The 12,167-nt window shown below is 66.2% G+C and carries 10 protein-coding genes; all 10 read left to right on the top strand.

Going from position 1 to position 12,167, the window contains the following annotated elements:
* Positions 1–224 precede the first annotated feature (224 nt).
* The 10 genes from trmB to AC5W54_RS08030 all read left to right on the top strand — a co-directional run bounded on the left by trmB (position 225) and on the right by AC5W54_RS08030 (position 12,160).
* Positions 225–929, top strand: a complete 705-nt coding sequence (trmB, locus tag AC5W54_RS08075) for a tRNA (guanine(46)-N(7))-methyltransferase TrmB (RefSeq protein WP_495961559.1) — start codon at positions 225–227, stop codon at positions 927–929.
* Positions 930–990: 61 nt separating this feature from the next.
* Positions 991–1,320, top strand: a complete 330-nt coding sequence (locus AC5W54_RS08070; RefSeq protein ID WP_495961558.1) for a DMT family transporter — start codon at positions 991–993, stop codon at positions 1,318–1,320.
* Between the two features lie 69 nt (positions 1,321–1,389).
* Positions 1,390–2,826: a D-alanyl-D-alanine carboxypeptidase/D-alanyl-D-alanine endopeptidase gene (dacB, locus tag AC5W54_RS08065; RefSeq protein WP_495961557.1), complete on the top strand. Its 1,437-nt coding sequence runs from the start codon at positions 1,390–1,392 to the stop codon at positions 2,824–2,826.
* A gap of 13 nt (positions 2,827–2,839) precedes the next feature.
* Positions 2,840–3,211: a diacylglycerol kinase gene (locus AC5W54_RS08060; RefSeq protein WP_495961556.1), complete on the top strand. Its 372-nt coding sequence runs from the start codon at positions 2,840–2,842 to the stop codon at positions 3,209–3,211.
* Positions 3,212–3,310: 99 nt separating this feature from the next.
* On the top strand, positions 3,311–6,298 hold the full coding sequence (glnE, locus tag AC5W54_RS08055) for a bifunctional [glutamate--ammonia ligase]-adenylyl-L-tyrosine phosphorylase/[glutamate--ammonia-ligase] adenylyltransferase (protein WP_495961555.1): 2,988 nt from the start codon (positions 3,311–3,313) through the stop codon (positions 6,296–6,298).
* Positions 6,299–6,384: 86 nt separating this feature from the next.
* The gene (locus AC5W54_RS08050) at positions 6,385–7,308 is read left to right on the top strand and encodes a branched-chain amino acid transaminase (RefSeq protein WP_495961554.1); all 924 of its coding nucleotides are present in this window, start codon (positions 6,385–6,387) and stop codon (positions 7,306–7,308) included.
* Positions 7,309–7,559: 251 nt separating this feature from the next.
* Positions 7,560–8,498 carry a sugar ABC transporter substrate-binding protein gene (locus AC5W54_RS08045; RefSeq protein ID WP_495961553.1) on the top strand — a complete coding sequence of 313 codons (939 nt, stop codon included), beginning with the start codon at positions 7,560–7,562 and terminating at the stop codon, positions 8,496–8,498.
* Between the two features lie 278 nt (positions 8,499–8,776).
* The gene (locus AC5W54_RS08040) at positions 8,777–9,625 is read left to right on the top strand and encodes an ABC transporter permease (protein ID WP_495961552.1); all 849 of its coding nucleotides are present in this window, start codon (positions 8,777–8,779) and stop codon (positions 9,623–9,625) included.
* A gap of 16 nt (positions 9,626–9,641) precedes the next feature.
* Positions 9,642–10,601: an ABC transporter permease gene (locus AC5W54_RS08035; protein WP_495961551.1), complete on the top strand. Its 960-nt coding sequence runs from the start codon at positions 9,642–9,644 to the stop codon at positions 10,599–10,601.
* Positions 10,598–12,160, top strand: a complete 1,563-nt coding sequence (locus AC5W54_RS08030) for a sugar ABC transporter ATP-binding protein (RefSeq protein WP_495961550.1) — start codon at positions 10,598–10,600, stop codon at positions 12,158–12,160. Before AC5W54_RS08035 ends, AC5W54_RS08030 begins: the two co-directional genes overlap by 4 nt.
* The last annotated feature ends 7 nt before the right edge of the window (positions 12,161–12,167 follow it).

Here is a 12,167-nt window from a genome sequence, read left to right as displayed (position 1 = left end):
CCCCCCCCCCCCCCCCCCCCAGGCCGGGGGTAGGCGAGGGAGGGTGTGAAACGAGTGTTTGATGATGGCCGCTGTCTCGTCTGGCATAAAACGAGTGTTTGAGTCATGTGGGTGGCCATGGCCGCGCCTCGCAGCGAGGCGCGGCCATACTTTCGGCTCCCCGGTATCAGCGCCGCTTTCGGCAGGCTAGAATGGCCTCTCCTAGCCGTTTCGGGTTATCCGTCATGCAGGCCCCCTCCCGCGCGATCGTTTCCAACCAGCCCGGCCCTCACGAGGGCCTGGCGCGGCGCGTGGCGCGGGCGCTTCGTCATCCACTGCGCAAGCCGGTGGCCGAGCATACCCGCGAGGCCTTCACGGTGGCCCGTCGCTGGCATGACGCCCGCGGCGATATGCCGCTGATCCTGGACGCCGGCTGCGGCGTCGGTCTCTCGACCCGACGGCTGGCCGAGCGCTTTGCCGGCCATGCGGTGATCGGGGTCGACCGCAGTGCCGACCGACTCTCCCGGGACCATGGCCCGCTGCCCGACAACGCCCTGCTGGTGCGTGCCGACCTGGTGGATTTCTGGCGCCTGGCACTGGCCGCCGGCTGGCAGCCGGTGCGCCATTACCTGCTCTACCCCAATCCCTACCCCAAGGCGGCCCATCTCAAGATGCGCTGGCACGGGCACGCGGTGTTTCCGGTGATCCTGGCGCTGGGCGGACGACTCGAGCTGCGCTCCAACTGGCGGCTCTACGTGGAGGAGTTCGCGCTGGCCCTGGAACTGGCGGTCGGCGTGACGGCCGCGGTGGAGCCCTATGCACCCGGTGCCGTACCCTCGCCCACCGGGTACCTCACGCCCTTCGAGGAGAAGTACCACGCCAGTGGCCAGAGCCTCTGGCGGCTGGTGGGCGAATTGCCCTATGCGCCGGAGCTCGTGCCCTCGGCCTGACGGGAAGACCGCAGAGGGCTAGAATGGCGGGGTTTTATCACGGAGCCGCAAGGAGTCGCCCATGCCGTTCATCTATCTGGCCCTGGCCATCGTCGCCGAGGTGGTCGCCACCAGTGCGCTCAAGGCATCGGACGGCTTCACCCGGCTGTGGCCCAGCGTCACCGTGGCGGTCGGTTACGGCCTCGCCTTCTACCTGCTCTCCCTGGTGCTGCGCAGCATCCCGGTGGGGATCGCCTATGCCTTCTGGGCGGGGCTGGGTATCGTGCTGGTCACCCTGGTGGGGCTGATTGTCTACGGCGAGCGGCCGGATCCACCGGCCCTGCTGGGGCTCGCCATGATCGTTGGCGGCGTGGTGGTGATCCAGGTTTTCTCCACGGTCTCGGCCCATTAAGCTGACCCTTTATCTCGCTCGGCGCTCGTCGCCGCTCCACTCGCTCGACTCGATGATGCTCCGGCCACCATGTTCCAACGACTGATCCCGACGCTACTGCTGTGCCTGCTCGTCTCGCCGCTGGTGCAGGCCAACGGCTTCGCGCGCCTGGCCGAGCTGGGCGAGCGGGGCTTCCTGATCGGGGCCGAGGCCCGACTGCTCGACAGCCGTGAAATCCTCGGCGCCATCGAGCCGGAGCGCCAGCTCTCGCCGGCCTCGGTGACCAAGGCCTACCTGGCGGCGGCGGCACTCGATCGCTGGGGCCCCCAGCACCGTTTCGCCACGCGTCTGGTCAGTGATGCCGAGCTCGACGCGAATGGTGTCCTGCGCGGTGATCTGCTGCTGGACGGGGGCGGCGATCCGGCGCTCTCCAGCGAGGATCTGTGGCGGCTCTCCCAGCGGCTGCACCAGCAGGGGGTGCGCGCCGTCGACGGCCAACTGGTGGTCAGCCAGTGGCGCTTCGGCCCGGTGGAGTGCATCACCACCGACCGTTGCCAGGCCCACTCCCGGGTCGCCAATGCCTACAGCGCCTTGCTCTCCTCGGCGGGGGTCAACCACGGCAGCTGGTGTGTCACCGTGGCGCCGGGTGCCGCGCCCGGTGAGCCGGCATGGATCACCAGTTGCGACAGCCAGTCGCCGATCGTTGGCATCGACAACCGGGTCGAGACCCGACACGACGACAGTGGCACCGAGCTCAATGCCGAGCGTATCCTGCGCAGCGAAGGCGATGTCGTGGTGATCAGCGGCCAGATCTCGCGCAACGCCACCCCGCGGGACATCTATCGCGCCAGTTCGGACCCGGCGCTGCAGACCGCCCGCACCCTGCGGGCGATGCTCGAACAGGCCGGAATCGAGGTGCGCGAGGGTGTCACCACCAGTATCGCCGAGCCGCCCGCCACGGCACGGCGTCTCGCCGAGGTGGAGGGGGTGGCGCTGCAGGAGCTGCTGCTGCGTACCATGAACCACTCCAACAATTTCATGGCCGACCTGATTGCCCTCAACCTGGTCGAGACGCCCCGGGCCGACCTGGTCCTGGGAGGGCAGGCCATCGAGCGCTTCGTGGCCGGCATTCCCGACCATGGCCCGCTCATCCTGCGCAGCGGCAGCGGGCTGACCCCCGAGAACCGGACCTCGGCACGGGGCGTGAATGCGCTGCTGGAGAGCATGTTCCACCGTCCGGCGCTGTTCCCCAGCTTCGTGGCCAGCTTCCAGTCGCCGGGCAACGGGGTGATGCGCTTCCTCCGTCGTGGCTCGACGACCTTCCAGCACCACGTCATGCTCAAGACCGGCACCCTCAACCAACCGGTGGCGGTGCGCTCCCTGGGGGGCTACTTCCGTACCCGGAGCGGCCGCTGGGGCGTGTTCAGCGTGATGGTCAACGGCACCTCGGGCACTCCTTGGCTCAACTGGGCCCAGGTGCTCGACCCGCTGGCCGAGGACCTCGAGCGCATGATCAACGAGAACTGACAGGGATGTCGTCATGAAACCTGGACACACCGGCTGGCGCCATCTCATCAGCGCCACCGACTATTCGCTCCGGGGGCTGCGTGCCGCCTTCCGCCACGAGACCGCCTTCCGCCAGGAGCTGCTCGTCGGCGTGCTGCTGCTGCCGCTGGCCGTGTGGATCGGCCAGGGGCCGGTGGAGTGGATCCTGCTGGTGGGCAGTTGCCTGCTGGTGCTGGTCGTGGAGCTGCTCAACAGCGCCATCGAGAACGTGGTGGATCGCATCGGCACCGAGCACCACGAGCTCTCCGGCCGCGCCAAGGACATCGGCTCGGCGGCGGTGATGCTGTCGCTGGTCATCGCGGGGCTGGCCTGGGGGCTGCTCGCCTGGCAGAAATTCCTCGGCTGATTCGCGACTCTTTCACCACTCTTTCACCACCCCCGGGTGCCGGGGGCGGGCCGGCTTCGCTATGCTGGAGGCATCCGTGTATCCGCAAGCGAGCTGCCCATGGCCCTTCCCGACGACTTCCTGCCGCAGACCGACATCCCCGACCCGCTCAGGGGGCCGCTGCAACGTGCCCGGCAGCGACTGGCGGCGTCGCTCGAGCAGGCCGATCACCTGGCCGGCATGAGCGAAGGCGACTCCCCCCTGGAGGACTGGCTGGCGCTCTCGACGTCCCGGCGCGCACAGCTGGCCCGGGTACTGGCCATCTCCGGCTTCGTCACCGAGACCCTGGTGCGTCACCCCGAATGGCTGCTGCACCTGGACGCCAGTGGCGAGCTGGAGACTGCCCCCGACCCCGAGACCCTGAGCGAGTGGCTCGACGAACGGCTCGAGACCGCCGAGGACGAGCCGACCCTGCAGGCCACCCTGCGCCGCTTCCGGCGGGCGCGGATGCTGGGCATCGTGTGGCGCGACCTGACCCGCCCGCCGGGCATCGACATGTGGGCCACCGCCGAGGCCGTGTCGCGACTCGCCGAGACCTGCCTGGAAGGCGCCCTGGGCTGGCTCGAGCGCCATTTCGAGCCGCGCTGGGGTCGCCCCGCGCGGCGTCGCGACGGCAGCGAGCAGCGTCTGGTGGTGCTCGGCATGGGCAAGCTGGGGGCCGGCGAGCTCAACCTCTCTTCCGATATCGACCTGATCTTCGCCTTTCCCGAGAAGGGCGAGACCGAGGGGGGCCGCAAGTCCCTCGAGCACCAGGAGTACTTCACCAAGCTGGGCCAGAAGCTGATCGCCGCCCTCGACCCGGTGACCGCCGACGGTTTCGCCTTCCGCGTCGACATGCGCCTGCGCCCGTTGGGCGATGGCGGCCCCCTGGTCGGCAGCTTCTCGTCGCTGTCCGGCTACTACCAGGACCAGGGACGCGAGTGGGAGCGGTATGCCATGCTCAAGGCGCGCCCCGTCGCCGGTGACCGGGAGGCCGGGGCCGAGCTGCTGGCCGGCCTGCGTCCTTTCGTCTATCGCCGCTACCTGGACTTCGGCGCCATCGAGTCGCTCCGTGAGCTGAAGGCGCTGATCAATCGCGAGGTGAGGCGCCGTGGCATGCAGAGCAACATCAAGCTGGGCCCCGGCGGTATCCGCGAGGTGGAGTTCGTGGTGCAGGCCTTCCAGTTGATCCGCGGCGGGCGCGACACCGAACTGCAGGTGACCTCGCTGAAGACCGCCCTGGAGCGCCTGCCCGAGCTTGGGCTGCTGCCGCCGGAGGTGGTCGACGAGCTGTTGCCCGACTACGCCTTCCTGCGCGACCTGGAGCACGTCCTCCAGGCGCTGGAGGATCGCCAGACCCAGAGCCTGCCCGACGACGACCTGGACCGGGAGCGCGTGGCGCTGGCGCTGGACATGGCGGACTGGCCGGCGGTGGTGGCGCGACTCGAGGAGGTGCGGGGGCGGGTCCGCCAGCACTTCGATGCAGTGATCGCCGACCCGGAAGAGGAGGTGGAAGAGGCCGAGGCGGGCCACGAGGCGGTGGTCAGCCTGGAGGGGTGGCGTGCGCTCTGGCGCGGCGAGCTGGAGGAGGACGAGGTCCGGGAACTGCTGAGCGAAGCCGGGTTCGGTGACCCGGTCACCGCCGCCCGGCGGCTGCATTCGCTCCGCCACTCCCGTCAGGTCCAGGCGATGCAGCGCATCGGTTACGAGCGCCTCGAGGCGCTGATGCCGTTGCTGCTCGATGCCGTGGCCGCCAGCGAGCTACCGGATATCGCCCTGGAGCGGGTGCTGCCGCTGATCGAGGCGGTGTTGCGGCGTACCGCCTACCTGGCACTGCTGCGCGAGAACCCCGAGGCGCTGGGGCACCTGATGCGGTTGTGTGGCGCGAGTCCCTGGATCGCCGCACAGCTCGCCCGCTACCCGATCCTGCTCGACGAGCTGTTGACCCCCGACACCCTCTATACGCCGGCCGACAAGGGGCGGCTCGCCGACGAGCTGCGCCAGGCGCTGGGGCGGCTGCCAGAGGACGACGAGGAGGCCCAGCTCGAGGCGCTGCGGGTGTTCAAGCATGCTCAGGTGCTGCACGTGGCGGCCTCGGACATCGTCGGGACCCGGCACCTGATGAAGGTCAGCGACTACCTCACCTACATCGCCGAGGTGATCCTCGAGGCGGTGCTGGCCATGGCCTGGAAGCACCTCGTCCGCAAGCACGGTTTCCCGCAGCGCCGCGACGGCGAGCGAGCCGGCGTCGATCCCGAGTTCCTGATCGTCGGCTACGGCAAGCTCGGCGGCATCGAGCTCGGCTACGGCTCCGACCTCGACCTGGTGTTCGTCCACGACGGTGCCGCCCAGGGCAGCACCGACGGCGAACGACCGCTGGACAATGCCGTCTTCTTCACCCGCCTCGGCCAGCGGATCATCCACCTGCTCACCGCGGTGACGCCGGCCGGTTCGCTCTACGAAGTGGACATGCGCCTGCGCCCCTCGGGCAACTCGGGGCTGCTGGTCAGCTCGCTCGACGCCTTCGCCGACTATCAGCGCGAGCAGGCCTGGACCTGGGAGCACCAGGCGCTGGTCCGGGCCCGGGTGGTGGCCGGGCATGAACGGCTGGCCGAGCGATTCGCGGCGATCCGCCGCGAGATCCTCGGACGCTCGCGCGACCGGGAGGCCCTGCGCGACGAGGTGGTGAAGATGCGCCACAAGATGCGCGAGCACCTGGCCAGCAAGAGCGAGGGCGAGGACTTCGACCTCAAGCACGACCCCGGCGGCATGGTCGATATCGAGTTTCTCTGCCAGTACGCGGTGCTCTCCATGGGCCACGAGACGCCGGATCTATTGGCGTGGAGCGACAATATTCGTATTCTGGAGACCTTGGAAGCGACCGGTCGCCTGCCGGGGCACGACGCCCAGCGCCTGCGAGACGCCTATCTCGCCTATCGCAGTGCGGCTCACCGGGCCTCGCTGACCCGCGAGGGGGGGCGCGGCCGGAATGCGGATTTCCATGCGCACCGTCAGGCCGTCATCGAGCTCTGGCAGCGGCTGCTCGAGCCGCAGGACGACCCGCAATGACCCCGTCCCGAAGGCGGCACCGCCGGGTGCCGTGTCGCGGCAGGCTCTCTGACACAACATGACTAGAAGACGAAAGGACGTAGATTATGTCGATGGCTGACCGTGACGGTCTCATCTGGTTCGACGGCGAGTTGGTTCCCTGGCGCGATGCCCAGGTGCACGTGCTGACCCATACCCTGCACTACGGCATGGGTTGCTTCGAGGGGGTGCGCGCCTACGCCACCGACAAGGGCACCGCCATCTTCCGCCTCAAGGAGCACACCGACCGCCTGTTCGACTCCGCCAAGATCCTCGGCATGGAGATGCCGTTCGACAAGGCGACGATCAACGAGGCCCAGCGCGCCGCCGTGCGCGAGAACGGCCTCGAGGAGGCCTACCTGCGCCCCATGGTGTTCTTCGGCAGCGAGGGGATGGGCCTGCGCGCCGACAACCTCAGGACCCACGTGATCGTGGCCGCCTGGGAGTGGCCCTCGTACATGTCGCCGGAGGCCCGCGAGCTGGGCATCAAGGTGCAGACCTCCTCCTTCACCCGCCATCACGTCAACATCTCCGTGACCCGAGCCAAGGCCAATGGCCAGTACATCAACTCGATGATGGCGCTGGCCGAGGCGCAGCGCGGCGGCTACGACGAGGCGCTGCTGCTCGACCCCCAAGGCTATGCCGCCGAAGGGTCCGGCGAGAACCTCTTCGTGGTCAAGAACGGCATCATCTACACGCCGATGCTGACCTCCTGCCTCAACGGCATCACCCGCAATACCGTGCTGCACATGGCCGAGCACCTGGGCTATGAGCTGCGCGAGAAGCTGATTACCCGCGACGAGATCTACATCGCCGACGAGGCCTTCTTCACCGGCACCGCCGCCGAGGTGCTGCCGATCCGCGAACTCGACGGCCGCGCCATCGGGGCGGGCCGCCGTGGCCCGATCACCGAGAAGATCCAGTCGCTCTACTTCGACCTGGTGCGCGGCAAGCAGACGCTCGACGCCGAGTGGCTGACGCCGGTGGCCTGACGTCTCAGTCCGGCTCGCCCGGGAGCGTGATCAAGGCGCCCCGCCTGTCGTCGACAGGCGGGGCGCCTTGCGTAGGTGGTCCGGCAAGCCTGCTCGCCCCACGGCGGGTAACGGACAAAAATAACCAGATTGGTCATTTCTCCGGGATGGTCGCGTTGTGCCGAATCCAGGCCCAGCCGTAAGCTCCATCAACCGACTTGCACAGCCCGCAGGTTGACGAACAAATATTAGAAAACGCCAGGAGAATCCCCATGTTCAAGAAAACCGCACTCGCCGCTTCCATCGTCATGATGTCGACCGCGACCGTTCATGCCGAGGGTCCCTATCGGATCGGTATCACCCAGAACAACGTCGGTGTCGACAGCTACCAGACGACCTATGAAAGATCCTTCGTGGAAGCCGCGGAGGCTGCCGGAAATGTCGATATCGTGGTGTTGGACGCCGGGGGCGATGTCGCTCGCCAGATCGGCCAGATGCAGGACCTCGTCCAGCAACGTGTGGATGCCATCATCATCTGGCCGACCAATGGCCAGGCGGTGATTCCCGCCATTCGCCAGGCCCACAATGCGGGCATCCCGGTGGTGGTGACCAACTCCAAGATCGCCGAGGCGGGACTCGATTTCATTTCCGCCTTTTCCGGGCCCGACAACGTCCAGCAAGGCATATCGTCTGCCGAGATGATGTGTGATGCCCTGGGTGGAGAAGGCCAGATCGTGCAGATCTCCGGTCAGCCGGGCTACACCACTGCCATGGAGCGTTCTATCGGGTTCGAGGAGCGCCTGGCCGAACTCTGCCCCGGTGTCGAGCTGATGGAAACCCAGCCGGGCAACTGGAATCGTGAGCGCGCCCAGCGGGTCATGGAGGACTTCCTGACCAAGTACGATCGGATCGATGGCGTCTACTCCGGTGACGACAACATGGGCGTTGGCGCCCTGAATGCCGCCAAGGGCGCCGGCCGGGAAGGCGAGATCATCTTCATCGGCGCCACCAACTTCGCCGTGGGCTACGACGCCATCGGGCGTGGCGAATACTACGGCTCCATCTACCAGTCCCCGGTGGATGATGCCGAAGCGGCGCTGCAGACAGCATTGGATGTCCTGGCCGGCGAGGAAGTCCCCAAGCTCAACTTCTTCGAGACGCCGAAGATCACTGCCGAGAACCTGGCAGAGTTCGACCGTCCGGTCTTCTGACGGCACGCTGTGCCGCCCGGGGCAGGGGTCGCATGAGCGACGGCTGCCCCGGGCGACAGAACTGACTGGGGCGCGGTCACTCCTTGCGCAAGGTCATACCCAAACAGGTGATTAGCATGGCTTCTGCAGAACAAACCAAGTCACGACTCTTCGCGATAAATATCAGCAAGTCGGGATTGATGAGCTTTCTATCGGCTCAGGGTATCCTTATCTTTTTCTTGCTTGGTATGGTCGTTTTCTCGTTATTTTCCGAGCAATTCCTCTCCCAGTCGAACATCATGACAGTGGTTCGACAGGCCTCGATCATCGGCATCATCGCGGTGGGCGTCACGGTAGTGATCATCGGCGGTAACCTGGATCTTTCCGTGGGATCGATGCTGTCGTTCGCCACCGTGCTGGTGGTAGATCTTCACGACAAGATCGGGCCGACGAACGCCATCCTGCTGATGTTCGCCCTGACCCTGCTCCTCGGCGCCGTGAATGGCGTCCTGATCGGCTTCATGCGGCTCAACTCCTTGATCGTGACGCTGGCCATGCTCTCGATCATTCAGGGACTGGTGCTGATCTACAGCGGCGGCCAGAACGTGGATATCGCCAATCAGGGCGGCACCTGGTTCGCCTTCTTCGGCCGCGGGTATGTGCTGGGTATCGCCGTACCGATCCTGCTGTTCGGACTGCTGGCCATCCTGATGCAGATCGTCATGTCCCGGACTGGTTACGGGCGACGCATCTTCGCCGTCGGTGGCAACCCCATGGCGGCCGTCTACTCCGGCATTCGCAAGAACTGGTGCGTGTTCAGCACCTACCTGATCTCGGCCTTCTGCGTGGCCTGCGCCGCCCTGGTGCTCGGCTCTCGCGTCATGGGCTCACAGAACAATGTGGGGCAGGGCTACGAGCTGCTGGTGCTGGCCGGCATCATCCTGGGCGGTACCAGCCTGCTCGGCGGCGCCGGCAGCATCTGGAAGACGGTGATCGGGGTGTTGATCCTCGGCTTCATCCAGAACGGCCTGCTGCTGATGGGCTATCCCTACTACACCCAGTGGATCGTGACCTGGGTGATCATCATCCTGGCCGTCTGGCTGGACCTCGCCAACAAGCGCAAGCGCCTGTTGACGACCCACTCATGACGCGGAGGTATCACGCATGATTTCACTGAAAGGTTTCTTCCGTGGCAAGACGGCCATCCAGCCGATCTGGATCTTCGTTATCGCCATCTTCAGCTTCTTCAGCTTCATGTCGGAGTACTTCCTGTCGCTGGGTAACATCACCAATATCCTGGTCCAGACCTCGACCATCGGCCTGATCGCCCTGGGCATGACCTACGTGATGATCAACGGCAATATCGACCTGTCGGTGGGCGCGATACTGGGTCTTGCCGCCTCGCTGGCGGTGGGGCTTCAGGATCATGGGCTGACCATCGCGATCATCGCCGCGCTGGCCTCAGGCATGCTGCTCGGGGCGATCAACGGCCTGGTGGTGTGGAAGACCGGGGTCAATGCTTTCATCGTCACCCTGGGTGCCATGCTGGGTATCCGCGGGTTGATCTTCCTCTATACCGGCGAGCAGTCCTTCTACTCGATGAACTTCGCCTTCGCCGACTTCGGTGCCAGCACCATCGGGCCGATTCCGGTGTTGGCGATCATCTTCCTGGTCTGCACCCTGGTGATGCACCTGGTGCTGACCCGCACCGGCCACGGCCGTAACACCTTCGCCGTGGGCGGCAACCCGGAGGCCTCCATCGACGCCGGCATCCGGATCGGCCGCCACATGATGATCAACTTCATCATCGTCGGCTTCTTCGCGGCCCTGGCCGGGGTGCTGCTGGCCAGCCAGATGGGCGCGGCCACCCCCAACCTCGGCCGTGACTACGAGCTCTGGACCATCACCGCGGTAGTGCTCGGTGGCACCAGGCTCACCGGCGGCTACGGCAGCATCACCGGCACCCTGGGTGGCGTCCTGGCCATCGGCATCCTGCGCAACGGCATGAACCTGATGCAGGTGCCGGCCTTCTATGTGCTGGTCGTGCTCGGGGTGATCCTGATCTCGGTGCTGATCATCGACAAGAAACTCAATGTGGCCTCGACCAAGGAGGTGCGGATATGAATCCCTCCCAAGGTAATGCCGTGCAGCGATCCCCGATCGACGCCGAACCGGTACTCCGGCTCTCGGGCATCACCAAGCGTTTCCCCGGGGTGGTGGCGCTCAACAAGGTCGACTTCGATGTACGCCCCGGAGAGGTCCATGCCCTGCTTGGCGAGAACGGTGCCGGCAAGTCGACCCTGATGAAGGTGCTGGCCGGCAAGCACCAGGCCAACGAGGGCACGATCATTCTCGGTGGCGAGGAGGTGGCCTTCGAGAACCCCAAGCATGCCAAGAAGGCCGGGGTCGTGCTGATCCACCAGGAGCAGTCGCTGGTACCGGGGATGACCGTGGCCGAGAACATCTACCTCGGCAGCCTGCCGAAGAAGTGGGGCAACCGGGTCGACTGGCGCAAGCTGCGCGAGGACACCAACCGGATTCTCGAGACCCTCAAGTGCAGCTTCCAGCATGACGAGCTGGTGGGGTCGCTGTCCATCGCCAAGAAGCAGATGGTCGAGATCGCGCGGGCGCTGGTCTTCACCCCCCGCGTGGTGGTGTTCGATGAGCCGACCGCCTCGCTGACCGACCACGAGAAGCCGGTGCTCTACGACGTGATCCACTCGCTCTGCGAGCAGGGCGTGGGGATCGTCTACATCTCGCACCGCATGGACGAGATCTTCCACCTGTCCCATCGCGTCTCGGTGCTGCGCGATGGCGAGTACACCGGCACGGTGAATACCTGCGATACCAACGAGGACGAGGTCACGCAGATGATGATCGGCCGCAGCCTGGAACTCGACCATGCCAGCAAGCCCGCCGAGTTCGGCGACAACATGCTCGAGGTCCGCAACCTCACGGTGAAGCGGGTCTTCGAGGATGTCAGCTTCGACGTTCGCAAGGGCGAGATCGTCGGCATGTACGGCCTGGTCGGGGCGGGACGCTCGGAGGTCGCCGAGACCATCTTCGGGCTGCGTACGCCCGTGGCGGGTGAGGTGGTGCTGGATGGCGAGGTGGTGAGCTTTCGCAACACCCACGATGCCGTCGCCGCGGGTATCGCCCTGGTACCGGAGGATCGCAAGGATCAGGGCCTGATCCTGGGCATGAATTGCCGGGACAACATGACCCTGGCGAGCCTCTCCAGCGTCTCTTCCATGGGCTTCATGCAGGGCTCGGAGGAGCACAGCGTCTACGACAAGTACCACCAGGCAATGAAGATCAAGACGCCCAGCTGGCGCCAGAAGGTCGGCAACCTGAGCGGCGGCAACCAGCAGAAGATCGTCATCGGCAAGTGGCTGCACACCCACCCCAAGCTGCTGATCCTCGACGAGCCGACCCGCGGGATCGATGTGGGCTCCAAGGCGGAGATTCACGCCCTGGTCAAGGATCTCGCCAAGTCGGGCTATGCGGTGCTGGTGATCTCCTCGGAGATGCCGGAAGTGCTCGGCCTGAGCAACCGCATCATCGCCATGTACGACGGCCGGATCACCGCCGAGTTCGATGGTGACAGCGTCAGCGAGGACGAGCTGGTGCAGGCGATCACCGGAATGGGCAAGCCAGCCACGCCCGAGGTCGCGACCGCCTAGGCGGATC

It is taken from the genome of Halomonas sp. LMYGS-3, from assembly GCF_059509875.1.
The sequence above is the reverse complement of the archived record's forward strand: the minus strand, read 5'-3'. Positions and strand labels throughout refer to the sequence as shown.